Source organism: Streptomyces cinereoruber, from assembly GCF_009299385.1.
In the GTDB taxonomy this organism is placed as follows: Bacteria; Actinomycetota; Actinomycetes; order Streptomycetales; family Streptomycetaceae; genus Streptomyces; species Streptomyces bikiniensis.
The window spans coordinates 4,217,362-4,240,408 of sequence record NZ_CP023693.1 but is presented as its reverse complement, the minus strand read 5'-3'; the positions used below and the strand labels follow the sequence as shown (position 1 = coordinate 4,240,408).

The following is a 23,047-nucleotide window of genomic DNA, read 5'->3' as shown; positions in this document are numbered from 1 at the left end:
GGCGGCGCGGGCGTTTTGCCAATTCATTGCCGGAGGGCGGAGCACGCGGCCCTCTCCCCCGCACCCCTTACGCTCTTGGCATGGCCCCGCGCACCACCCGCCCCGTCGGCACCCCGACCCGCGGGACCACCAACCCCAACCGGCTGCGCCGCATGGACCGCTGGATCGCCGCCGTCCACGGGGCCGCCCTGCGCGGCTCCCCCGGACCGCCGCTCGCCGTCGACCTCGGGTACGGGGCCGCCCCCTGGACCGCCGTCGAACTCCTCGCGCGGCTGCGCACCGCCGATCCCCGCACCCGGCTGTACGGCATCGAGATCGAGCCCGCCCGGGTCGAGGCCGCCCGGCCGTACGAGCACGAGGGGCTCTCCTTCCTGCACGGCGGCTTCGAGGTGCCGGTCCCCGGCCGGGTCGCCCTGATCCGGGCGGCGAACGTGCTGCGCCAGTACGACGAGGAGCAGGTCGCGGCCGTCTGGGAGCGCCTGTGCGGGCGGCTCGCCCCGGGCGGGCTGCTCGTGGAGGGCACCTGCGACGAGATCGGGCGGCGGCACGTGTGGGTGGCGCTCGGTCCGGAGGGGCCCCGCACGGTGACCTTCGCCACCCGGCTCGGTTCGCTGGACCGCCCTTCCGACCTGGCGGAACGGCTGCCGAAGGCGCTGATCCACCGGAACGTGCCGGGCGAGCCGGTGCACGCCTTCCTGCGGGACTTCGACCGGGCGTGGGCCGCGGCCGCCCCGTACGCCTCGCTCGGCGCGCGCCAGCGCTGGATCCGCTCCGTGCGCGACCTGGCGGCGGACTGGCCGCTGACGGACGGTCCGCGGCGGTGGCGCCAGGGCGAAGTGACGGTGCGGTGGGGGGCGTTGGCGCCCCGGGGGTGAACGGGGGACGGGCCCTCGGCCGGACGGCCGACCCCGCCCCGGCTCCCCCTGAATTCTCCGTACGCCGGGAACGCAACTCCCGTCCCACACGTCCCCCCTGGGGGGAACAAGTCCGACAGGCCTCTCTTCCCCTTGTTACTTTCCGGTTTCGCGTGGCACTATCGCCAAGGTCACCGCCGGGTTACCGACGGTAAATCAGTTGTGGGTCACCAGAGGGGGAGTTCGTGAACCGACGCCGCCGTGCCGCCGCGCTCACCGTGATCTGCGCCCTGGCCGTGCTGGCCTCTCCCGCCCTGACCCTCCAGGCCTCCGCCGCGCCGCTGCCGCCTCCCCCGCCGAAGAAGACCCTGGAGGAGGTGCGCAAGGAGATCGACGGCCTGTACCGGCAGGCCGCCGTCGCCACCGACGCGTACAACCTCGCCGAGGAGAAGGCCAAGGAGCAGTCCGCCGAGATCGTCCGGGTCAACCGGATGCTCGCGGAGGGACGCGAGAAGATCGACGGCCTCAAGGTCCAGGCCGGCGCCGCCGCCCGCGCCCAGTACCGCAACGGCGGTCTGCCCGAGGGCATGCAGCTCGTCCTCACCAACGACCCGCAGCTCTTCCTCGACGCGGCGGGACGCGTCAAGGAGGGCGCGAAGGCCACCAAGGACCTCCTCGCCGAGATGACCCGCCTCCAGGCCTCGCTGGACGTGTACGCCAAGGAGGCGAGCGCCCACTGGTCCAAGCTGGAGGCCAACCGCGTCCGCCAGGCCGCGGCGCGCAAGGAGATCAACACCAAGATCGACGCGGCCAAGAAGCTGGAGTCCGAGCTCGCCGCCGAGGAGCGGGAGCGGCTGCGCCGCCTGGAGGAACTGGCGCAGCGCGAGGCCCAGAAGACCTGGCTCCGCACCGGCGCGCTCACCGGCCTGAAGGCGGAGGCGACGGCGGAGGGCCGGAAGGCGGTCGAGTTCGCGACCGCCCAGATCGGCAAGCCGTACGGCTGGGGCGACGAGGGCCCCGACTCGTTCGACTGCTCCGGCCTCACCCAGAGCGCCTGGGGCTCGGCGGGCCTCCGGATCCCCCGCACCTCGCAGGAGCAGTGGCGGCTGCTTCCGCGCGTGGACGTGAAGGACATGCGGCCGGGCGACCTGATCGTCTACTTCGCGGACGCGAGCCACATCGGGATGTACGTCGGGGACGGGATGATGGTGCACGCGCCGCGCCCGGGGCGGAACATCACCCTCGCGGGCGCGGGCTCGATGGAGATCCTGGGAGTCGTCCGCCCGGTGTGACGCCCGAGGGGGCGGGGGCGGTGTCCGCGACGGGCCCGGGGCCCGCGGTGCCGGCTTCGAGCCCGCGCCAGGCCCCCGACCCGCGCCCCGCGACGGGACCCGCGTCACACGACCCCCGGCAGGACCCGCACCATCCTCCGGCTCGTCCCTCCCCGCCCCGCCTCCACCCCCGCCCGCGTGACCTTTCTCATTGCCCCCGGGTCCTCCCCGCCGGCCGTACGGGGACGAGTACCTCCCCTTCCGCGGCATATGCCAACCGCGACGCGCGCACTCACAGCTGATCTCCATTCCGCTGCGCGCCGCCCTACCGCTATGGTCCGGGACGGGCGGAGTGCCACCCGGCGCCCCGCGCATCCTCGGGGGGAGGGAAGGAAGACCGGACCGATGCCCGTATCCGTACCGCGTCAGAGAAACGTCTCTGCCGTCACGGGCCCCGGCGACGCCACCGACACGGACACGACCGCTACGGACGCCACCGATACGGACGCCAGCGCCATGGACGCCACCGCTATGACAGGCACAGTCACAGGCACCGACCGCACCGATCTGACCCTCCTGGTCGTCGAGGACGACCCGGCGGGTGCCCTCGCCGTACCCGAGCTCCTCGACGCGGCGGGCGCCGCCGGCACCCGGGTCCGCATCCGTACCGCCCGCAACCTCACCGAGGCCGAGCGGCTCCTCACCGACGACGTCCACTGCGTCCTCGTCGACCTCTCGCTGCCCGGCCCCCGGGCCGCCGCCGGCGACGACCCGCTCGCCCCGCTCCGGCACATCCTGCGCCTGGCCCCGCGCCACGCCGTCCTCGCGCTCGCGGCCTCGGCCGACGCGGAGCTGGCGGCCGAGGCGGTACGGGTCGGGGCCCAGGACCACCTCTTCCGCGAGGAGCTGGACGGGCGGCTGCTGAGCCGGGCCATCCGGTACGCGGTCGAGCGCAAGCGGGCCGACGCCGTACAGGTGAAGCTCACCGAGTCCCGGCTGCGGGCCCAGGAGAACGCCCGCCTGGAGCGCGGACTGCTCCCGACGCCGCTCCTGGAGGGCTCCGACCTGCGGTTCGCGGCCCACTACCGGCCCGGCCGGTCGCGCGCGCTGCTCGGCGGCGACTTCTACGACGTCGTCCGCACCCCGGACGGCACCGTCCACGCCATGATCGGCGACGTCTGCGGGCACGGCCCGGACGAGGCGGCGCTCGGGGTCGAGCTGCGGATCGCCTGGCGGGCCCTGACCTTCGCGGGTCTGTGCGGGGACGAACTGCTCTCCACGATGCAGCAGGTCCTGGAGCACGAGCGGGAGAGCGAGGAGATCTTCGCGACCCTCTGCACGGTCGACATCGCGCCCGACGGGCGCCGGGCGGGCCTGTGCCTGGCCGGGCACCCGTCGCCCCTGATCGCCCGGCAGGGGCGGGCGGCCCGGCTCCTCCCGTACGAGGACGGCGGCCCGGCCCTGGGACTGCTGCCGCGCGCCCGCTGGCCGCGCCGCCAGGTGGAGCTGGGCGGGGCGTGGAGCCTGCTCATGTACACGGACGGGCTGATCGAGGGCCGCTCGGCCGGGCCCGGTTCGCCGCGCCTCGGCCAGGACGGGATGGTCGCGATGATGAACCGGCAGCTGGCCGAGGGCCTGCGGGGCGAGGAGCTCCTGGAGGCGGCCGTGACGGAGGTCCGGTCCCTGAACGGCGGCGAGCTGACGGACGACGTGGCCGTCCTGGCCCTGGAAAGGGACAGGACCCGGGGATAGACAGCCCCGGGTCCTGTGCGCCCACTACGTTCTCCGGTCCGCTACCGGCCGCCGTTGTAGGGGCCGTACGGTCCGTCGCTGCTGGAACCGCCGCCGCGGGAGCCGCGGCCGCCGCCCGAGACCTGCGCGAGCGCGGGGCGCACGTCCACCATGAAGACGATGGCGGCGATCACTCCGGCGATCTGCAGGAACAGCATCGGCAGGAGCAGGTTCAGGACGAGGTTGACGCCCAGGATGATCAGCCAGAACTTCTTCGTCTGCTTGTCCGCGGCGCGGTAGGCGTCCTCGCGCGCCATGGCGGCGAAGACGAGCGCGGCGACGGCGAAGCCGGTGAAGACCAGGAACATCGTCAGGGAGAGGAGGGAATCGAATCCCGCGCGCAACATGCTGAGCACCGCCTAATGGGGATGGGGGGAGCGCCTCACGGTCAAGGTACCCGGTACGGCGCTCCGTGTACCCGTACGGGGGCCGCCCCTACTCCTTCTCGGCGGCGACCGACACCTTCTTGGCGGGCGCCTTGCGGGTGGAGGCCTTCTTGGCGGGCGCCTTCTCCGCCGCGGGGGCGTCGGCGACCTCGACCGTACCGACGGTCCCGGCGGGCTTCGGCTCCTCCTTCGCCTCCGCCCCGGGCTCGACGGCGATGGCGATCTCGGTGATCTCCTCGGCGGCCTCGCCGCGCCAGGTGCGGACGGCCTCCTCGCCGTGGGCGGCGACCTCCTCGTACTTCTCGCGCGCCTTGACCGCGTACTCGGCGGCGACGCCGACCCCGCGCAGGGCGAGGTCCTGGGCGGTCTCGCCGATCTTCTTGAGGTCGGTGTCGAGGACCTCGACGACCTCGGCGAACTTCGTCCGGGCGGTGGCCTGGGCCTCCTTGGCCTGTGCGGACACCTTCTCCTGCACGACCTTCGGGTCGGTCTTCCGGACGGCCTCGATGCGCGCGGGCGCCTCGGCGGCGATCTGCTCGAGCAGACCGGGCACCTTCCGGGCCTGGCGCACGGCGAGGTCGGCGGTGCCGGCGGCGAAGTAGAGGGGGGTACGCAGTTCGTCGATGATGGCCATGCTGGTGGTCCTCCCGGATGTGGCGTACGTACTAGCTCGAAGGCGGTTCGTCGGCATCGGGTGCGGGTGCGGGTGCGGACGCCGGCACGGTGCCGGGCACGGGCCCGGACTCGGACGCGGCCTCGGCGGCGTTCTCCTTGCGGAACGAGTCGTAGATCTGGAGCAGCACCTGCTTCTGCCGCTCGTTGATCGAGGGATCGGCCAGGATGACGGCGCGCGTCTCCAGCTCCTCCCGCTCCTTCTCGTCGAGGATCCCGGCCCGCACGTAGAGCGTCTCGGCGGAGATCCGCAGCGCCTTCGCGACCTGCTGCAGCACCTCGGCGCTGGGCTTGCGCAGCCCCCGCTCGATCTGGCTCAGGTACGGATTCGACACCCCGGCGGCCTCGGCGAGCTGCCGCAGGGACAGCTGCGCGGTCCTCCGCTGCTCGCGGAGGTAGTCACCGAGGTTGCCGAGATTGCCGACGTTGAGCGATGCCATGCTCCGACCATGCCAGCCCCTGCTAACTTTTGCAAGCGCCTGCTTGCAAAAGTCGCCCTCGCGTCGCCGGGTGCTTCGCGGCCGGGATCAGCCGCTCACGTGCAGCCCGAAACCCGTGCGGCCCGTGGGTTCCAGGCCCTCCTTCAGGTGCAGCGAGGGGAGCTCGTAGTCGCCGAAGTTCTGCCGTCGGAAGGGGATCGGCTCGGTCGACTCCAGGGTGAGCAGGCGCTGCTCCCAGGCCTTGGCGATGTCCGGGTAGTCCTCGACGGTCGTCCGGTCGGCGCCGTACAGCACGAACGGCGGCAGCACGTCGAGGCCCGGGTAGTGGAGGATGCCGTGCTGGATCGGGAACAGCAGGTCGTCGACGGGACCGTTGATCCCGCGCGCGGCGTAGTGCGACTCCGGGCCGCCGACGGTCACCGACAGCAGGGCCCTCCTCCCCGCGAGGGTGCCCTCGCCGAAGCGCTCGCCGTACTTGGTGTCGCTGTGCTCGCCGACGCCGTAGGCGAAGCGGTGGGTGAACACCCGGTCCACCCAGCCCTTGAGGATCGCGGGCATCGTGTACCACCACAGCGGGAACTGGAAGACGATCGCGTCGGCCCACAGCAGCTTCTCCTGCTCGGCGCGGACGTCCGGGGTGAGCGTCCCGGACTCGAAGGCCCGGCCCGAGTCCCGGGCCACCCTCAGCGGGCGCGAGGCCGCGGGGCCGTAGTCCTCGGCGTCCACGACCGCCTTCCAGTTCATCGCGTACAGATCGCTCACCCGCACCTCGTGCCCGGCGTCCGACAGCGTGGACACCGCGAGGTCCTTCAGCGAGCCGTTGAGCGACTTCGGCTCCGGGTGGGCGTGGACGATCAGCGTCTTCACGGGGACTCCTTCGGATCGGTTGCCTCCGATCCTGGGCGCCGCGCCGCCCGGTGTTCAGGGGCGCTCCGTCCCTCGGACGGGACTTCCTGGTAACGGCAGGGCCACCTTCGCGGGCGCGGGCGGGGACATACTGGGCGCATGGACGATCTCGCGGGCTTCCTGCGGACCCGGCGCTCCCGGGTCGACCCGGCGACCGCCGGCATCCCCACGGACAGCCGTCGCCGCGTCGAGGGGCTGCGCCGCGAAGAGGTCGCGCACCTGTCCGGAGTCAGCGTCGACTACTACGTACGCCTGGAACAGGGCCGCGCGACCCAGCCCTCCGAGCAGGTCCTCGACGCCCTCGCCCGCGTCCTCGGCCTGGACGAGACCGAACGCGGGCACCTCCACCGGCTCGCCCGGCAGCCCCGCCGCCGTGCGAAGGCGCCGGGCGGACGGATCCGGCCGGAGCTGCTGCGCGTCCTCGACCTGGTGTCCGGCGCACCCGCGCTGATCATGAACCACCGCCTGGACGTACTCGCCGGGAACCGCCTCGCCGGGCTCCTCTACGGGCTGCCCGTTCCCGGCCTGAACACCGCACGGCACCTCTTCCTGGAGGAGGCCGAACGCGGCCTGTACGCGGACTGGGAGAACTGCACCCTCGACGCGGTCGGGCACCTGCGCCTGGCCGCCGGCAAGTACCCCGAGGATCCCCGACTGGCCTCGCTCATCGGCGAGTTGGCGATGGGCAGCGAACGCTTCCGCCGCCTCTGGGCCCGCGCGGACGTACGCGCCCGCACCCATGGGCGCAAGGCGTACCGGCACCCCCTGGTCGGCCTGCTCGAACTGCACCAGGAGAACTTCGCGCTGCCGAACGAATCGGGCATCGAGCTGCTGGTGCTCTCCGCCGCTCCCGGCAGCGCCGCCGAGGACGGACTGCGCCTGCTCGCCGGCCTGGACGCCGACACCGGATCCGCGCGCCCCCCGGTGGACGCCCGGATCCACGAGTGATCCGACGGCGTGCCCGGGAACGCCCGCCGCGGGACGAAAGCCGCACGGTCGCGGAACTGCGCGGCCGGGCGGACGTGCTCGCCCGGGGTTCGATTCCCCGAGGAACGACGCAGCTCAGCACCGCGTACAGGTGAAGGTGCACAGAGCACGGCTCATCACCACGTGCAGATCCGGGGCGGCGAGGGCGGGTTCGGGGTCTTCCACATCGTCCACCACGTCAACCATGCAGGTCATGGAGGCCATGCAGGCCATGGCGTCCTTCCAGGCGGGGGAGCAGGATGCGGCAGCAGGGTGCCGGGAAGAAGGGCACGGTCCGGCGGCCGGGACGGGTGACGGCCGGGCTCGCCGTGATGACCGCCGGGCTGCTGCTGTTCCACCGGGCCGTGCCCGGTTCCCCCGGGAGTCTGCTGGAGTCCTTCCTGCCCTGGCTCGGCCTGGTGGTCGTGGTGCTGTTCGGGCTCGCGCTGCTGCGGCGTTCCCGCGTCGCGCTGGTGGTCCTCGTCCTGCCGGTGGCGGCCTGGACGTACGCGTTCGGCGGGCTGCTCCTGCCCGGCGAGGGGGCGGAAAGCGGTGCGTACGGTCTGGTCGTCGTGCAGCACAACGTGAGCGACGAGAACCCCGACCCGGCCGGCACCGCCCGCGCGCTGGCCGCCGCCGGGCCCGATCTCGTCGCCCTGGAGGAGCTGGTGCCCCCGGCGCTTTCCGTCTACGGGAGGACGCTCGCGCCGGAGTACCCGTACCACGCCGTCCACGGCACGGTCGGGCTCTGGTCGAAGCACCCGCTCACCGGCGTGCGCCCGGTGGACATCAGGCCCCGGGGGATCGACGGTCCCTGGGAGCGCGGGCTGCGGGCCGTGACCCGTACGCCGCGCGGCGACGTCGCCGTGTACGTCGCCCACCTGCCTTCCGTACGGATCGGGGCGGGCGGTCTGGCGTCCGCCCGGCGCGACGAGAGCGCCCGGCGGCTCGGGGACGCGCTCGCCGCCGAGGAGGTGCGGACGGTGGTCCTGCTCGGCGACCTCAACGGCACCGTCGAGGACCGCGGCCTCGACCCGCTGACCTCGCGCCTCGGCGTGGCCGCGCGCGGTCTCGCCCCCAGCTTCCCCGCCGCCTTCCCCGTGGCCCGCATCGACCAGGTCATGGCCCGTTCGGCCGCCGTCGGGCGCATCCGCACCCTGCCCGCCACCGGCAGCGACCACCTGCCGGTCCTCGCCCGGGTCGCCCTGCCCTGAGTCCTAGGGGGTGTCCAGCCACTCCGCCAAGGCCCCGAAGTCCGCGTCCGTGAGGCCGTCGCGGGGGTCCACGCGGTGGAGGAGGGCCCGGCCCGGGTGGTGGGCCGCCACCCAGGCCCGGTCGGCCCCGGTGATCTCGTCGTCCACCCAGACGAAGGGGCGGCCCGCCGCCCGGGCGACCAGGGGGCGGGTCTTCCAGTGGAGGCCGGTGCGCTCGCGCTCGGCCATGTCCTCGTCGGTCTCGTCCGGCCAGAGCACGACCGGCAGCTCCGGCAGGCCGAGCCAGGGCGCGACGTACGCGTTCGCGTCGTCCATCCACGTCGTCGCCCACACCAGCTCGCACCCCGTCGCCGCCAGGCGCGGCCCGAGCCGGGGGTCGATCCGCGCGAGGAGCGGGTTCATGCCCTCGTCCGGCCGGCCAGCGGGCGGGAGGTACGTCGGGTAGCCCCCGGGGCGCGGCGTCGACGGTCCTCCGAAGGGGATGAGAGGGCCGTCGACGTCCAGGAAGAGGAGGGGGGAGGGGGAAGGGTTCCCTCCGGGAGAGGGGGAGGAGTCGTCCCGGGGGCTCGGTCGGCGTGGGGGCACGTTTCCACCGTACGGGGGCGGAGAGGCCGTACCCCCGGCTCCGGCCCCCGTGCCGTGCCATCCTGGAGGGGTGAACCTGGAGGACCTGGCACGGCTGCGGCGCGCACGCGACACGATCGACCGCGACTACGCGTCGCCGCTGGACGTCCCGGCCCTGGCGAAGGTGGCCCTGATGTCGACCGGGCACTTCGCGCGGAGCTTCCGCACCGCCTTCGGGGAGACGCCGTACAGCTATCTGATGACCCGCCGCGTCGAGCGGGCCAAGGCCCTGCTGCGGCGGGGCGACCTGAGCGTGACCGAGGTCTGCTTCGAGGTGGGGTGCACCTCGCTCGGGTCGTTCAGCTCGCGCTTCACCGAGCTGGTCGGGGAGACGCCGAGCGCGTACCGGGCCCGTGACCACCGGGAGGGCGCCGAGATCCCCGCGTGCGTCGCCAAGGTCCTCACCCGGCCCCTCAGGAACGGGTGAGGGGCCGGGATTCCCTCGACAAGGGCCCCGAACGGTCAGGATCGGAGAAGCGGACTCCCCCGCCCCCGCCGTAGCGTCGGAGCCATGGACATCACCCTCTCCCAGTGCTTCATCGCCGTCGACGACCACGACAAGGCGCTCGCCTTCTACCGCGACGCCCTCGGCCTCGACGTCCGCAACGACGTCGCTTTCGAGGGGATGCGCTGGGTGACCCTCGGGTCGCCCGCGCAGCCCGGCGTGGAGATCGTCCTCGAACCGCCGCTCGCCGACCCGGGCGCCTCCCCCGCCGACCGGCAGGCCGCCGCCGAACTGCTCGCCAAGGGCCTGCTGCGCGGCGTCATCTTCTCCACCGACGACGTGGACGCGACCTTCGAACGGATCCGGGAGTCCGGCGCCGAGGTCCTCCAGGAGCCGTTCGACCAGCCGTACGGCGTCCGCGACTGCGCCTTCCGCGACCCGTCCGGGAACATGATCCGCTTCGCCCGCCGTCGTACCACCGGCTGATCCTCGCCCCGTACCCCGTCTCCCGGCCGTGGCAGCATGGCCGGGAGACGGGGGCGAAGGCCGACGGGAGGGCGGGCATGGCGGTCGAGCGGGTCTGGCTGGACGTTCCGTACGCCGAGAAGGACGAGGCGAAGCGCGGCGGCGCCCGCTGGGACCCGGCGGCCAGGCGCTGGTACGCGCCCCGGCCGGGGATGGCGGAGCTCGCCCGGTGGACCGCCGCCGCCGACGTGCCCGAGCTGCTGCCCGGGGAGGACCGGAGCCTCGGCAGCGGTCTGTTCGTGGATCTCGTGCCCCGGACCTGCTGGTTCACCAACGTACGGTCGTGTGTCGCCCCCGCCGACTGGGAGCGGCTGCGCCGGATGATCACCCGCCGGGCCGGGCTGCGCTGCGAGGCCTGCGGGGCGGGCGAGGACCGCGAGGCCCGGCGGTGGCTGGAGGCGCACGAGCGCTGGACCTTCGACGAGGCCGCCCGCGTCCAGACCCTCAAGCGGCTCATCTGCCTGTGCACCGACTGCCACACCGTCACGCACTTCGGCCTCGCGCAGGTGCGCGGCCTCCAGGACCGGGCCCTCGCCCATCTGCGGAAGGTCACCGGGATGAGCGAGGCGCGGGCGCGCGAGCACGTGGAGATCGCCTTCGAGGTCTGGGACCACCGCTCCCGCCACGACTGGGAGTTGGACCTCGGCATCCTCACCGGTGCGGGCGTCACCCTCGCCGCCCCGCCGAACGCCGACGCGCGCGCCCGGGTCGCGGTGGAGACGCTGAACCGGATGTCGAAGCGGCCGGGCGCCTGACCGGCCGGACGCCAGACCGTCCAAGCCGTCCTCCGCTCCGGTGACAATGGCCGCATGAGAGCCGACCGTCTCGTCGCCGCCCTGCTCTTCCTCCAGACCCGGCCCGCCGGGGCCAGGGTCACCGCCGCCGAACTCGCCGCCGAACTGGGCGTGTCGGAGCGGACGGCCCGCCGGGACCTCGAAGCGCTGGCGAGCTCCGGGGTCCCGGTCTACTCGCAGCCCGGCCAGGGCGGCGGCTGGGCGCTGGTCGGCGGCGCCCGCACCGATCTCACCGGCCTGACGGCCCCCGAGATCCGCGCCCTGTTCCTCCTGACCGGGCCGGACTCCGCCGCCGCGAACCCCCGCGTCCGCACCGCCCTGCGCAAGCTCGTGCGGGCCCTCCCCGCGCCCCTCCGGGAGGGCGCCGAGGCCGCCGCCCGCGCCGGGGTCGCCGACGGCACGGACTGGACGGGAGCGGAGGCGGAGGGAGAGCAACTCGCCTCGCTCCAGCGGGCGGTGGTGGAGGGGCGGGAGCTGCGGATCGGCTACGCCCGCCCCGGCCGGGAGCCGAGCGAGCGGACCGTGCAGCCGCTCGGGATCGCCGTGAAGTCCGGCGTCCGCTACCTCGTCGCGGACACCGAGGACGGGCTGCGCACCTTCCGCGTCGGCCGCGTCGTCTCGGTGGCCGAGACCGGCGCCCCCGCCGCGCGCCCCGAGGGCTTCGACCTGCCCACCGCCTGGCGCGCTCTCGCCGGCCGCATGGAGGACCGGATGGTCGCCGCGACGGTACGGGGCCGGGCCGCCCCCGGCGCCGAGGGCGTCCTGGAGGGCCTGTTCGACGGGCGGATACGGTACGGGGCACGCGCCCGGGACGGCTGGGCGCCCTTCGAGGCCGACGGTCCCTCCCCCGAGGCGGTCGCCGCCCGCCTCGCCGGCCTCGGCGCCCGCGTCGAACTCCTCGACCCGCCGGAGGCCCGTACCGCCCTCGCCCGCATCGGCGCCGAACTCGCCGCGCTGTACGGGGAGTCGGAGGTCGTACGTACTCCGGCAGCTCCCGTGCGCGCACGAGCGTCAGGCGTGACACGGCCCGGGTGAGCGCCCCCTACGGCCGGTTCGCGAGGACCGCGACCGCCGCCGGGGCCCGGCGGCCGGGCGTCCGGGGCGCCACCCCGGATCCGGCCGTCACGACGCGGCCCCCCGGCCCGCCACCAGGACCGCGACCCCGTCCAGGATCCGGTCCAGGCCGAAGCGGAACTCGTCCTCCGGCTCGTCGGCGACGTCCAGGGCGCCCGAGTCGAGGATCCGCGTCACCGCCGGGTACTCCTCCGGGGCCGCGAGCCGTCGCAGGGTGCGGGCGTAGCGGGCCATGACCTGCTCCGGCGGGTCGTCGCTCGCGGCGACCACGGCGGCGAGGTCGGCCGTCAGGACGGCCTCGTTCTTCACGTAGCCGGCCACCAGCAGGGTCACCGAGAGCACGGCGCCCTCGTCCAGGCCCGTCCCCTCCAGGGCGACGAGGGCCTTCTCCCACCAGGCGACCATGTTCGGGGTCGCGGGCGGCCCGGCGACGGGGACCCGCAGCAGCCAGAGGTTGCGGTGGTAGACCTCGCGCATCGCCCAGGCCCAGGCCGCCAGCGCCTCGCGCCAGTCGGCGCCGGGCGGGGGGAGGTGGTCGGGCGGGGCGCCCGTCGCGGCCTCCTGCATGAGGACGTACAGCTCACTCTTGGCGGAGACGTACCGGTAGAGCGACATGGTCGAGACGCCCAGCTCCTTGGCGACCCGGCCCATGGAGACGGCGTCGAGGCCCTCGGTCGAGGCGAGGGAGACGGCCGCGCCGACGATCCGGTCCAGGGTCAGGCTGGGCCTTGGCCCCTTGGAGGGCCGCTCCCGCACCCCCCAGGCGGCCTCGACCGCGGGCGGCAGGAAGGACCCGCCGCCGGCCGGGCCGCCCGCGCGGGGCCCCGGCCGGCCGCCCGGCTCCCGGTCCGGGCTGGACCCCGACCGGCCACCCGGCTCCCGGTCCGCCGCCCGGCCGCCCGTCCCGGTTCCCGCCCGCCCGTCGCCCCGGTCGCTTCCGCCGTCCGCCATGACCTTCCGCCTCCGCACCTCGTACGACCAGCCCCGCGGGACGCACACCGCCCGCACCACTCGCGACCCGTACGGCACGTACAGCGCGTACAAGCCCGCGCCCGCCGCCCGCAGGGCCCCGCACGCTTGACGTCCATCCTAGTAATGCGTAACCCTTACACAGTAACGCGTAAGGCATACGCAGTACCGGCGCGGCACTCCGCCGTGCCCTCCACGAGCCCAAGGAGCACGTCATGTCTCCGGCCGTCGAAGCCACCGCCCTGTCCAAGAGCCACGGCTCCGTCCGCGTCCTCGACTCCCTCGACCTGCGGGTCGTCGAGGGCACCGTCTTCGCCCTCCTCGGCCCCAACGGCGCCGGGAAGACCACCACCGTCCGCATCCTCGCCACCCTCACCCGGCCCGACGCCGGCCACGCGCGCGTGGCGGGGCACGACATCGTCACCGAGCGGTCCCGGGTGCGCCGCGCGATCAGCCTCACCGGCCAGTACGCCGCCGTCGACGAGACCCAGACCGGCGCCGAGAACCTGCGGACCGCCGCCCGGCTCTCCGGGCTCTCCCGCCGCGCCGCCGCCCGCCGGGCCGCCGAACTCCTCGAACGCTTCCGCCTCACCGAGGCCGGCGACCGGCTCGTCAGGACCTACTCGGGCGGCATGCGCCGCCGCCTCGACCTCGCCGCCGGGCTCGTCCGCGACCCCGGCACCACTCGGGTGATGTTCCTCGACGAGCCCACCACCGGCCTCGACCCGCGCAGCCGCCAGGAGTTGTGGGACGCGGTCCGCGAACTGTCCGCCGCCGGCACGACGGTCTTCCTCACCACCCAGTACCTGGAGGAGGCCGACCGGCTCGCCGACGACATCACCGTCCTCGGCGCGGGCCGCACCCTCGCCACGGGCACCCCCGCCGCGCTCAAGTCGCGGTACGCGGACCACCGGCTCGACCTCGTCGCCCGGGACCGGGAGGCCTATCTGCGCCTCACGTCCGCCGCGTCCCCCGTGACGGCCCGCTCCGTGACAACCACCCCCGTCACAACCGCTCCCGCCACGACCACCCCCGTCACGACCTCCCCCGACGCCCTCTCCCTCGGCGTCCCCACCGACGGCAGCGCCGCCCACGTCCGCGCGCTCCTCGACGCCCTCGACCCCGAGCGCCGGGACATCGCCCGCTTCACCCTCCACACGGCCACGCTCGACGACGTCTTCCTCGCCCTCACCGACACCACCGCCCTCGCCGTGAACGACAAGGAGCCCAGCCGTGCCTGACGCCCTCTCCGCCGCGAGCGTCCTCGCGGGCCGCGGCATCCGGATCAGCCGCCGCAACCTCGACGCCGTCATCACCTCGATGATGCTGCCGATCATGCTGATGCTGGTCTTCGTCTACTTCTTCGGCGGAGCCATCGACACCGGCACCCGGTACGTGACCTACGTCGTCCCCGGCGTCCTCGTCCTCTGCGCCGGGTTCGGCGCGGCGAGCACCGCCGTCACCGTCAGCGAGGACATGCGGCTCGGGGTCGTCGACCGCTTCCGCACGCTCGACGTCGGCGGCACGCCGTTCCTCGCCGGGCACGTCGCCGCCACCGTCACCCGCAACGTGCTCTCCACCGCCCTCGTGCTCGGCGCGGCCTTCGCCATCGGCTTCCGCCCGGCCGGAACCGCCGCCGGCTGGCTCGCGGCGATCGGGCTGCTGCTCGCCTGGATCACCGCCGTCTCCTGGCTGTCGGCGGCGCTCGGACTCGTCACGAAGACGGCGGAGGCGGCCGGGGCCATCACCTTCTTCATGATGTTCCTGCCGTACCCGAGCAGCGCGTTCGTCCCGATCGAGACCATGCCGAGCTGGCTGCACGGCTTCGCCGAGCACCAGCCGGTGACCCCGCTCATCGAGTCGATGCGCGGCCTGCTGCTCGGCCAACCGGCCGGTGACGCGCCGTGGATCGCGCTGGCCTGGTGCGCGGGCCTGCTGGCCCTGGCACTCGCCGCCTCCGGCTACCTCTTCCGCCTCCGTACCCGCTGAAGGGGGCGGGGCTCAGAAGATGTCGGGGGAGAACGGGCGCAGCGCGGTGCGGAACAGCAGCTCGGCGCGGGCCGCCGCCCCGGGCACCGCCTCCTCGACGCGCCCGAGCCGGGCGAGCCGTACCGCCGAGTGGTCGCCGAACGCCAGCGTCCCCAGCTCCGCGACGCCGAGGACGAGGTCGGCGGACGCGTCCGTACGGACGCAGGTGGCGCCCTCCGGCGAGGCGTCGAGGCGGAAGCGCCCGCCCGCGAGGCCGTCCGCGTCCCGCACGTCCAGGACCAGGGCGTCCGCCACCGGGTACGTACGGCCCTCCAGGAGCCGGGGCACGTCCAGGACCCGCACCCACAGCATGTCCGCGTGGGACACCGCCCTCGCCGCGCGCGGGTCCGGAAGCAGCTCCGGCAGCGGGTCGTCGGGCGCGCGGTAGCCGGAGCGGACGGTGGTCACCCAGTCCAGCGAGCAGAGGTAGAGCCACAGGGCGCGTTCGGCGGCCGGGGTGGCGGCGATCAGGTCCCGCACGGTCGCGGTGTTCACCGGCTGCTTGCCGTCGTCCCACTTGTCGTCCGAGCGGTACGACACGAACCCCTCGGGCTCGCCGGACTCCGACCGGTACACCGCGTAGTACGGCTCCGTCCACGGGTCGACCTGGAAGCCGAGGCCGGTGCCCTGCGCCCAGCCGCGCTCGGTCCGGTCGGTGACGCCGGCCCGGACCCCGGCGAGCCGGCGGTGCAGGTCGGGGCCGATCTTGCGGATCTCGTCGCCGTCGGCCAGGTCCACGCGGCCGCCGTCCCCGGGGCGGCCCGAGCGGCGCGGGTCGAGCCCGGCCCGCCGCAGGTCCACGCTCCACTCGGTGGTCCAGCTCGCCGGACCGAAGCCGAACCGGCCGTAGATCGGGTACTCGGCGGCGATCAGGGTCGCGAGCGCGTCGCCCCGCTCCTTCGCGACGGCCAGGTCGGCGCCCATCATGCGGCTCAGCAGGCCCTGGCGCCGGTGCGTCGGCGAGACGGTCACCTGGGTGATCGCGTCGGCGGTGAGGCTGCCCCCGCCGACCGTGCTGACCACCTGCCGGAACGAGCGGAAGGTGGCGACGGCCCGGTCCCGGTCGAACGCCCCGAGGGTCCGCGCCAGGTCCACGTGCGGCAACCGGTCGGCGACGTCCTCGTCCGGGACGACGGGCGGGCGGAGGAAACCGGTGCGCAGGGCCCGCAGCCAGTCGGGGAACTCGGACTCCGTCACCGCGCGTACGTCGACAGTCATGCCCCGACCCTATGCAGGGCCCGGACGGGCCCGCACGGGGTTTTCGAGCGCCCCGGAAACGGCCCCGAAGCGGCCCGGATACAGCCCCGCAGCGGCCCTGAAGCGCTCAGGAAGCGCCCCGGGAGCGGCCCCGCACCGGGTTTCCGGGCCCTCGGTGGCGGCCCGGAAGGCCTCAGGCCAGCAGGTCGTCCACCTGCGCCTCGCCCTCCCGGTACCGGCGGGCGATCTCCGCCCCGCAGTCGTCGGCCGTCCGCTGGAGTTCCTGCCGGCGCCGGGAGATCTGCTGCTCGTACCCCGCGAGCCGTCCCATTCCCGCGTGCAGCTCGTCGTCCGTACGGGCCGTCAGGTCCGACAGCTCGACCTCGGACAGCATCTCGGCCGCGAGCCGCCGGTACTCCTCCCCGCGCGGCGTCGAGAGCGTCACGTGCCGGGCCGACGTGCGGTGCCGGGAGGGCACGTCGGCGAGGATCTCGGAGAGCCGGTCGAGGACCGGGGCCTCCGGGTCGGTCCGGCGCGCCAGCTCGGCCCGCAGGATGTCGATCCGGCCCTGGAGCATCCGCCGCACGTAGCTCAGGTCGGCCTCGTCGCTCCGGGCGTCCCGGCGCAGCGCGCGCAGCTCGGGCAGCCGCAGCGTGCCGAGGTCCGGCTGCGCCCGGTCCGGCAGGGCGGGCTCGGAGGTCCGCTGCGCGGGCGGCCGCGTCACGGAGGAACCGCCCGCCCGCGTCAGCGGTACGGGACCGGACGGCGTGGGCCCGGTGCCAGGTGCACTCATGAGTTTCGTCCCCTCGACCGGTGCGGAGCCGCACCGCCTGACACGCATGGTGCCACTCCCACCCGGGCACGTGCAGGCGCTCTGCACCCGTTCGGCCCCTCCCCGATTCGGGTGGGTAGGTTGGGGCGCATGCGAGCAGTGGTGCAGAGGGTCGACGGCGCGAGCGTCGTCGTCGCAGGGGAGACCGTCGGTGAGATCGAGGGCGAGGGGCTGTGCGTCCTGGTCGGGGTGACCCATGACGACACCCCGGAGAAGGCCGCCCAATTGGCCAGAAAACTCTGGTCCGTCCGGGTATTGGACGACGAGAGGTCGTGCTCCGACGTGAACGCGCCGCTGCTCGTGATCTCGCAGTTCACCCTCTACGGAGACGCCCGCAAGGGCCGCCGCCCCACCTGGAACGCGGCCGCGCCCGGCCCGGTCGCCGAGCCCCTCGTGGACGAGGTCGTGGCCCGACTGCGCGAGCTGGGCGCGCACGTGGAGACGGGCCGCTTCGGAGCGGACATGCGCGTCTCGCTCACGAACCACGGCCCGTTCACGGTGATCGTCGAGGTCTGAGCCCGTCCGTCAGGGCTCGACGACGGTCTCCTGCGCGGCGGCCGTCGTCCCGGCGACCAGCGGGGCGTCCACGGGGACGTTCCGCTTCACCAGGGCGAGGGCGATCGGCCCCAGCTCGTGGTGGCGGACGGCGGTGGTCACGAAGCCGAGCTGCCGCCCGTCCTCGCCGTCGGAGGCGAGCCGGACGGGGGTGCCGTGGCCCGGCAGGAGCACCTCGCTGCCGTCCAGGTGCAGGAAGACCAGGCGGCGCGGGGGCTTGCCCAGGTTCTGCACGCGGGCGACGGTCTCCTGCCCCCGGTAGCAGCCCTTCTGGAGGTGGACGGCGCCGCCGATGAGGCCGATCTCGTGCGGGATGGTCCGGTGGTCGGTCTCGAAGCCGAGCCGGGGCCGGTACGCCTCCACCCGCAGCGCCTCGTACGCGAGGATCCCGGCCGCCGGGCCGTGCGAGGCGGCGAAGGACTCCAGGTCGGCGCGGGGCAGGAACAGGTCGCGGCCGTGCGGGGTCTCCCGTACGACGACGCCCTCGGGGACCCCGGCGATGGAGCCGGCCGGGAGGTGGACGACCGCGGTGTCCTCCGTGCGGTCGGCGACCTCGACCCGGTAGAAGAACTTCATCGACTCCAGGTAGGCGATCAGCTCGCCCTGCGTGCCCGGCTCGACGTGCGCCCACACCGTCTCGCCGTCGTCCACGAGGTAGAGGGCGTGCTCGATGTGCCCGTTCGCGGAGAGGATCAGCGCCTCGGTGGCCCGTCCGGGCGGCAGGTCGGTCATGTACTGGGTGAGCAGCAGGTGCAGCCAGCTCAGCCGGTCGTCGCCGGAGACGGCGACGACGCCGCGGTGCGAGAGGTCGACGAAGCCCTCGCCCGAGGAGAGGGCGCGCTGCTCGCGGAACAGGTCGCCGTAGTGCGCGGCGACGCCCTCGTCACGCCCCTCGGCGGCGACGGCGCCGGGCAGGGACAGCAGGGGGCTGGTCGTGGAATGTCGCTGCATGGGGAAAGCCTACGACTCCGTGTCCAGGGCGGGTCGGGGCCGGGGACGCAGAGGGGCCCTACTCCCCCGCCGGGGCCTCCTCGCGCTTCTTCGCGGCGCAGTCCCCGCACCGTCCGAAGATCGCGAAGTGCTTCATGTCCGTCTCGAAGCCGAAGGTCTCGCGGAGCTTGCCGGTGAACTCGGCGGCGACCTCGACGTCCGCCTCGATCACCCCGGAGCAGTCCCGGCAGACCAGGTGGAGGTGGTGGTGCCGGTCGGCGAGGTGGTACGTCGGGGCGCCGTGCCCCAGGTGCGCGTGGCTGACCAGCCCGAGCTCCTCCAGGAGCTCCAGGGTCCGGTACACGGTGGAGATGTTCACCCCGGAGGCCGTCCTGCGGACCTCGCAGAGGATGTCGTCGGGCGTCGCGTGCTCCAGCGCGTCGACGGCCTCCAGGACAAGCTGGCGCTGCGGCGTCAGCCGGTAGCCGCGCTGCCGCAGGTCGCTCTTCCAGTCGGTGCTCACCACGCCCCCCAGTGTAGGAGGGAGACCTCAATACGGGCTGCCCCCTCGGGCTTCCGTCCCGGTCTCCGCCGCCGTCTCCACGGAGCGCTATGCCCCCTCGCCCGCCGTCATCGTGTCGGCCAGGGCCTCCCTCAGCACGCGCGTCGCACGTACCACGTCCTCGTGTGCGCGAATCTTCTCGTCGAGGGCCCCAAGCACACGGCCCACCCGTCGCTGCTCCTCCAGGGGAGGAAGGCGTACGGGGAGTTCGCCGAGCAGCCGGATGGAGAGGTGCTGGACTCCGGTCGATCCGACAACGGCGCTCCGAATCCAGTCCTGTGCGGGAGTGGAGGACAGAAAAGCCAGCAGGTACCCGGGATCGACGGATCCGGACGCACCTGTCCTGAGCCGTATCAGGGAAGGGCCGCAGAGCCAGCCCTCCTCGTCCGGGGTGACCTGCGCGACCCGGCCCACTGTTCCGGACCTGGTCATCAGGAGGTCACCAGCGACGAGGGCGTAGTTCCTCCACCGAAGTGCGTCCTCCACTGTGATGTGCCGGGACGGGGACGAGGTCACCCTGTGACTTCCCAGGTCCACCGGTCGTACGACCGGCAGCCCGGCATCCGCATACTGATCGGGCTTCAGCCCGGGCATCCCGCCCTGGATGTGGCACAGCTCGGAGAGGGGTACGGTCCCTGCGCGCTGCGGCGGACGCATTCCGCTCACGTGTCCTCCCTCTCGAATCCGGACAGGATTTCGTCGGCATGCCTGTCGGCCTTCCTCGCCCGCTCGTCCCAGCGTGCGAGATCCGCGATCAGTCGGCCGATCCTCGCCCCGTCCGCGCTTCCCTCGCGCGCCGGCTTCACGGCCTCGACATGGAGGACGGGACTGAGCAGCCAGTCCCGAGCGGCCAAGGTGTCGGCGGACACCAACGCGCTGAATCCCTTCTCCCCGGAGAACGACTCCCCTCCTTCTCGCGCCGACCGCCACCGGCGGCACACATCGACGACGGACTCGACGTCCGCCGCGGAAAGGGTGCGCCGGACCCGGCCGGACATGGATCCGAGCGAGGCCGCGTCGACGAACAGCACCTCACCGGCCGCACCGGTCGGGCTGCGCAACAGCCACAGGGTCACCGGGATGCTCGTGGCCTTGCCGAAGAGCTGCGGCGGCAGGGCCACGAGTGCTTCGACGGCACCGTCCTCGACCATGGCGGCACGAAGGGCACGCTCGGCACGGCTCGCGGACTGCACGGCGATGTTCGGCATGAGCACGGCGGCCCTGCCCCCCGGAGCGAGGGCAGAGAGAGCCAACTGCAGCCAGGCGAAGTTGGCACTGCGTGCAGGAGGCGGGCCGTACCGGAAGATCCGCGCGTCCCAGCTCTCTTCCATGCGCTGGTTAAAGGGCGGGTTGCTCACCACTCCGGCGAACCGTTCACCGGCCCCGGACCACCATGCGCCGGGGACGTCGGCCGTCTCGATCGCATGAGGCACGTCGCGGAGGACAAGTCGCATCCGGGTCAGCACCGCGTCGGCTGGTTCACCGACCGCTCCACGCACGAAAAGCGACGCCTGAGACGTCCTGTCCGCGACGGCGGCGCAGGTGTCCAGAATCTCCCCTGTACGACAGAAGGGGTCGAGGATCGTCCGGCGTCGGCCCTCGAGGCCCGGCTCGGCCTCCTCGTCCTCGCCGTCGGCCTCGGACCCGAAGACCAGTTCCGCCATCAGACGGCGGACGGCGGCAGGCGTGACCAGGTCGTTGCCACGCCGCCCCTCGGTGCCACTGCGTTGTTCGATCAGCCAGTCGAGCGCCTCGACGGCCGTGTCCCGGCCCCAGTCCGCCTCCGCGACGAGGCCGGCCGCGTACGCGACGAACCTGTCGTACCGACGCCCCTCGGTCCGCGACGGTCCGAGAGGTGACCCGTCGATGCCGTCTTCCGCGAGTGCCTGCTGCACGGCCTGCCAGGAACCGTCGGGCGACGACGGCGCCTCGCCCCGCCGGGCGACGACGTACGTGACGGCGATCAGCAGGTCGAGGACCTGTTCCACACTGCCTTCGCCCCGGAAGTCGTCCAGGAGCCGCGTCAGCAGAGCCTGCGGATGGACGCCCTGCTCGCCCCCGAGAAAAGCCAGGAAGCGGTCCCCATAGGTCGTGCCCTCCGGCTCATCGGCTCGCAGGCCGTTGACCGGGATCCGTCGCATCGCCAGCCACGCGGCCACCTCGGAAACGTGGAATCGGTCGGCCTCCCCCGTACCGGCCGGCCCGCTGTCGACAGGGCGGGGGAAGTCGTCGTGGCGCCGGGCCCAGTTGGTGACGGCCGGCCGGTTGACGCCGGCGAGCCGGGCGATCTCCGACCGGGTGACCAGCCCCTCGATCGAGGCGTGCACGGTGTCCCCTTTCAGAACTGTGGGGGCCGTCGGCCACCCAACGCATCGGGCTTGGCCGCCAGGACCGCGGGGAACCGGTCCATCGAGCGGATCTCCTTGGCGAGGTCCTGGTTTACATACCCCATGATCCGGTAGAGCTTGTCATGGTCCTCGCGGAGATCGCGGTGGTGGATCGGCTCATGGTGCATGATGCGGTTCCGCAGCAGCACCAGCGAGTGGACCTGGTCGTCCAGGGCGTCCCTGCGCCCCCGGTAGCCGGGGAACGCCTTGTGCACGGCGGGTACCCAGAAGTACCGGTCGTTCGGCTTGGTCAGCAGGTGCCGCCAGAAACCGAAGGACAGTTCGGCGACGATCTCGTCCGGCGTACCGGTCTTGCCGCGCCCCCGGCAGACCCGCCGGGCTTCGACCACCTTGCCCATCCCCCGGTCGCCGAGCCGGGCCACGGCCCACCAGTCCGCACGTCCGTGGAGATCGGACAACCGGCGGTGGACGGAGTTGCGCAGGGCGACTTCGAGGCAGTGGAACGGACCGTAGAGCGCAGCCGAGGCCTCGGTGTTCCACCAGTACAGGCGGATGCCGGCCGGACGGTCTCCTCGCATGAACTCCGTGTACGCGTGGAGCCTGGCTTCGGAGAACGCCTCGGACATCCATGCGGGCAGCTCGTCGTCCTTCATGCTTCCCCCTTGTTGATTCGCGGACTGATGAATGGTTTGTGGCCTACGGCAACGCCAGGCGTTACAATGTTGAGGAACGCTTCAGGATCGCCTCTGTCTCGACATGCCTCCTGGAGCACGGCTTGTGAAACCCCCGGCCACGCCTCATGCGGCCGGGGGTTTCGCGTTTCCAACGATCCCGTGTTCATGACGGTATCTCAGACGACCACACCTTGCAAGTGGACTATGGTCATGTCAGATCTGTTAACCCCTCCCTTAATTTATTACCGGGGCCCAGCCATAAAAATGAATCACCACATATGAGTCAGGGCCCGTCCATCTGGACGGGCCCTGTGCCACCGGAGAAGTACGTCGGCCTAACGGAAGAAGGCGATGCCGTCGTCCGGCATGTCGGGCAGGTTGCGGGCCATCTCCGCGACCTCCTCCGGCGTGACGACCTTCTTCAGGTGCGCCGACATGTACGGGCGCAGCGGGACCTCGGGGGTCGCCTTCTCGCCCACCCACATGAGGTCGCTCTTGACGTAGCCGTACAGGCGCTTGCCGCCGCTGTACGGGCCCGAGGCGGCCGTCCGGGCGACGGCGTCCGTCGCCAGGTCGATCTGCGGCTTCTGGTCGGCGAGCTCGCCGTACCAGATCTCCACGACGCCCTGGTCGCGGACCATGACGACCTCGACCTTGCGGTCCTTGTCGATCCGCCAGTAACCGCTCTCGCTCTCCAGCGGGCGGACCTTCTCGCCCTTCTCGTCCAGGACCCAGGAGTGCGAGTGGTACTCCAGGAAGTCCCGGCCGTCGTGGCTGAAGGTCACGGACTGGCCGAAGTTGCACTTCTCGGCGCCGGGGAAGTCGGAGACGCCCGCGCCCTCCCACGTGCCGAGCAGGAACGCGAGGGGGACGAGGTCCGGGTTGAGGTCGGACGGGATCTCGATCATGAGCAGCTCTGGCGTTCTCTAGAGGGGGTTACCGCTGGCCCTGGTACAGCTTCTTCACGGTCAGACCCGCGAAGGCGAGCAC

At 73.2% G+C, this 23,047-nt stretch carries 28 protein-coding genes; 13 read left to right on the top strand and 15 right to left on the bottom strand.

Translation table 11 applies throughout. The features are described 5' to 3' along the window. Positions 1-80 precede the first annotated feature (80 nt). The 3 genes from CP977_RS19035 to CP977_RS19025 all read left to right on the top strand — a co-directional run bounded on the left by CP977_RS19035 (position 81) and on the right by CP977_RS19025 (position 3,877). Positions 81-875 carry a class I SAM-dependent methyltransferase gene (locus tag CP977_RS19035; protein ID WP_062753350.1) on the top strand — a complete coding sequence of 265 codons (795 nt, stop codon included), beginning with the start codon at positions 81-83 and terminating at the stop codon, positions 873-875. 224 nt (positions 876-1,099) lie between these two features. Then, on the top strand, positions 1,100-2,146 hold the full coding sequence (locus CP977_RS19030) for a C40 family peptidase (protein WP_062753352.1): 1,047 nt from the start codon (positions 1,100-1,102) through the stop codon (positions 2,144-2,146). A 495-nt stretch (positions 2,147-2,641) separates the two neighbouring features. Beyond that, entirely contained in the window at positions 2,642-3,877 is a 1,236-nt protein-coding gene (locus CP977_RS19025; protein ID WP_229991422.1) for a PP2C family protein-serine/threonine phosphatase, read from the top strand. Positions 3,878-3,918: 41 nt separating this feature from the next. Here the strand turns inward: CP977_RS19025 and CP977_RS19020 are convergent, their stop codons facing one another. From CP977_RS19020 to CP977_RS19005, 4 genes are all read right to left on the bottom strand, one after another. Continuing rightward, positions 3,919-4,263 (bottom strand): DUF2516 family protein, encoded by a 345-nt coding sequence (locus CP977_RS19020; protein ID WP_062753356.1) that lies wholly within the window; start codon positions 4,261-4,263, stop codon positions 3,919-3,921. Between the two features lie 88 nt (positions 4,264-4,351). Beyond that, entirely contained in the window at positions 4,352-4,936 is a 585-nt protein-coding gene (locus tag CP977_RS19015) for a hypothetical protein (RefSeq protein WP_152370531.1), read from the bottom strand. A gap of 31 nt (positions 4,937-4,967) precedes the next feature. Next, positions 4,968-5,414, bottom strand: a complete 447-nt coding sequence (locus CP977_RS19010) for a helix-turn-helix domain-containing protein (protein ID WP_229991423.1) — start codon at positions 5,412-5,414, stop codon at positions 4,968-4,970. 87 nt (positions 5,415-5,501) lie between these two features. Further along, on the bottom strand, positions 5,502-6,281 hold the full coding sequence (locus tag CP977_RS19005) for an NAD(P)H-dependent oxidoreductase (RefSeq protein WP_062753362.1): 780 nt from the start codon (positions 6,279-6,281) through the stop codon (positions 5,502-5,504). Positions 6,282-6,419: 138 nt separating this feature from the next. Here CP977_RS19005 and CP977_RS19000 point away from each other — a divergent pair, with 138 nt between their 5' ends. Further along, positions 6,420-7,268, top strand: a complete 849-nt coding sequence (locus CP977_RS19000) for a helix-turn-helix transcriptional regulator (RefSeq protein ID WP_062753364.1) — start codon at positions 6,420-6,422, stop codon at positions 7,266-7,268. Positions 7,269-7,382: 114 nt separating this feature from the next. Here the strand turns inward: CP977_RS19000 and CP977_RS35220 are convergent, their stop codons facing one another. Continuing rightward, entirely contained in the window at positions 7,383-7,511 is a 129-nt protein-coding gene (locus CP977_RS35220; RefSeq protein WP_267891086.1) for a hypothetical protein, read from the bottom strand. Positions 7,512-7,546: 35 nt separating this feature from the next. Here CP977_RS35220 and CP977_RS18995 point away from each other — a divergent pair, with 35 nt between their 5' ends. Continuing rightward, entirely contained in the window at positions 7,547-8,500 is a 954-nt protein-coding gene (locus CP977_RS18995; protein WP_167308907.1) for an endonuclease/exonuclease/phosphatase family protein, read from the top strand. Between the two features lie 3 nt (positions 8,501-8,503). Here CP977_RS18995 and CP977_RS18990 read toward each other — a convergent pair whose 3' ends face one another. After that, positions 8,504-9,004, bottom strand: coding sequence for an HAD domain-containing protein (locus CP977_RS18990; RefSeq protein ID WP_062756954.1), 501 nt, complete (start codon positions 9,002-9,004; stop codon positions 8,504-8,506). Positions 9,005-9,155: 151 nt separating this feature from the next. Between CP977_RS18990 and CP977_RS18985 the strand changes: the two genes are divergently transcribed. From CP977_RS18985 to CP977_RS18970, 4 genes are all read left to right on the top strand, one after another. Beyond that, positions 9,156-9,551: a helix-turn-helix domain-containing protein gene (locus CP977_RS18985; protein WP_062753367.1), complete on the top strand. Its 396-nt coding sequence runs from the start codon at positions 9,156-9,158 to the stop codon at positions 9,549-9,551. Between the two features lie 84 nt (positions 9,552-9,635). Continuing rightward, the gene (locus tag CP977_RS18980; RefSeq protein WP_062753369.1) at positions 9,636-10,055 is read left to right on the top strand and encodes a VOC family protein; all 420 of its coding nucleotides are present in this window, start codon (positions 9,636-9,638) and stop codon (positions 10,053-10,055) included. A 77-nt stretch (positions 10,056-10,132) separates the two neighbouring features. Next, the gene (locus CP977_RS18975; protein WP_062753371.1) at positions 10,133-10,849 is read left to right on the top strand and encodes a DUF5710 domain-containing protein; all 717 of its coding nucleotides are present in this window, start codon (positions 10,133-10,135) and stop codon (positions 10,847-10,849) included. 54 nt (positions 10,850-10,903) lie between these two features. Next, the gene (locus CP977_RS18970) at positions 10,904-11,923 is read left to right on the top strand and encodes a helix-turn-helix transcriptional regulator (protein WP_152370530.1); all 1,020 of its coding nucleotides are present in this window, start codon (positions 10,904-10,906) and stop codon (positions 11,921-11,923) included. Between the two features lie 87 nt (positions 11,924-12,010). Here CP977_RS18970 and CP977_RS18965 read toward each other — a convergent pair whose 3' ends face one another. After that, positions 12,011-12,913, bottom strand: coding sequence for a TetR/AcrR family transcriptional regulator (locus CP977_RS18965; protein ID WP_152370529.1), 903 nt, complete (start codon positions 12,911-12,913; stop codon positions 12,011-12,013). Between CP977_RS18965 and CP977_RS35215 the strand changes: the two genes are divergently transcribed. From CP977_RS35215 to CP977_RS18955, 3 genes are all read left to right on the top strand, one after another. After that, complete coding sequence (locus CP977_RS35215) at positions 12,912-13,043, top strand: hypothetical protein (RefSeq protein ID WP_260321756.1); 132 nt, start codon at positions 12,912-12,914, stop codon at positions 13,041-13,043. The genes CP977_RS18965 and CP977_RS35215 overlap by 2 nt on opposite strands. A 103-nt stretch (positions 13,044-13,146) precedes the next feature. Then, positions 13,147-14,172 (top strand): ATP-binding cassette domain-containing protein, encoded by a 1,026-nt coding sequence (locus tag CP977_RS18960; RefSeq protein ID WP_152370528.1) that lies wholly within the window; start codon positions 13,147-13,149, stop codon positions 14,170-14,172. Further along, on the top strand, positions 14,165-14,920 hold the full coding sequence (locus tag CP977_RS18955; protein WP_062753377.1) for an ABC transporter permease: 756 nt from the start codon (positions 14,165-14,167) through the stop codon (positions 14,918-14,920). The genes CP977_RS18960 and CP977_RS18955 overlap by 8 nt, the downstream gene beginning before the upstream one ends. A 12-nt stretch (positions 14,921-14,932) precedes the next feature. Here CP977_RS18955 and CP977_RS18950 read toward each other — a convergent pair whose 3' ends face one another. Together CP977_RS18950 and CP977_RS18945 are read right to left on the bottom strand one after the other, a co-directional pair. Beyond that, positions 14,933-16,177: a GNAT family N-acetyltransferase gene (locus CP977_RS18950; protein WP_062753379.1), complete on the bottom strand. Its 1,245-nt coding sequence runs from the start codon at positions 16,175-16,177 to the stop codon at positions 14,933-14,935. Positions 16,178-16,349: 172 nt separating this feature from the next. Next, positions 16,350-16,949: an RsiG family protein gene (locus CP977_RS18945; protein ID WP_079131098.1), complete on the bottom strand. Its 600-nt coding sequence runs from the start codon at positions 16,947-16,949 to the stop codon at positions 16,350-16,352. 129 nt (positions 16,950-17,078) lie between these two features. On the opposite strand from CP977_RS18945, the gene dtd reads away from it, so the two are divergent. After that, positions 17,079-17,504, top strand: a complete 426-nt coding sequence (gene dtd / locus CP977_RS18940) for a D-aminoacyl-tRNA deacylase (protein WP_062753381.1) — start codon at positions 17,079-17,081, stop codon at positions 17,502-17,504. A 9-nt stretch (positions 17,505-17,513) separates the two neighbouring features. Here dtd and ygfZ read toward each other — a convergent pair whose 3' ends face one another. The 6 genes from ygfZ to CP977_RS18910 form a co-directional block, all read right to left on the bottom strand. Further along, positions 17,514-18,494, bottom strand: coding sequence for a CAF17-like 4Fe-4S cluster assembly/insertion protein YgfZ (gene ygfZ, locus CP977_RS18935; protein ID WP_062753383.1), 981 nt, complete (start codon positions 18,492-18,494; stop codon positions 17,514-17,516). Between the two features lie 58 nt (positions 18,495-18,552). After that, a complete protein-coding gene (locus CP977_RS18930) occupies positions 18,553-18,999 on the bottom strand; it encodes a Fur family transcriptional regulator (RefSeq protein ID WP_062753385.1) in 447 nt (148 codons plus the stop codon). Positions 19,000-19,083: 84 nt separating this feature from the next. Then, on the bottom strand, positions 19,084-19,692 hold the full coding sequence (locus CP977_RS18925) for a restriction endonuclease subunit S (protein WP_229991436.1): 609 nt from the start codon (positions 19,690-19,692) through the stop codon (positions 19,084-19,086). Positions 19,693-19,697: 5 nt separating this feature from the next. Continuing rightward, entirely contained in the window at positions 19,698-21,362 is a 1,665-nt protein-coding gene (locus CP977_RS18920) for an N-6 DNA methylase (RefSeq protein ID WP_152370526.1), read from the bottom strand. 11 nt (positions 21,363-21,373) lie between these two features. Then, positions 21,374-22,036 carry a hypothetical protein gene (locus CP977_RS18915; RefSeq protein WP_152370525.1) on the bottom strand — a complete coding sequence of 221 codons (663 nt, stop codon included), beginning with the start codon at positions 22,034-22,036 and terminating at the stop codon, positions 21,374-21,376. Between the two features lie 356 nt (positions 22,037-22,392). After that, entirely contained in the window at positions 22,393-22,965 is a 573-nt protein-coding gene (locus tag CP977_RS18910) for a heme-binding beta-barrel domain-containing protein (protein WP_062753387.1), read from the bottom strand. Positions 22,966-23,047: the final 82 nt, after the last annotated feature.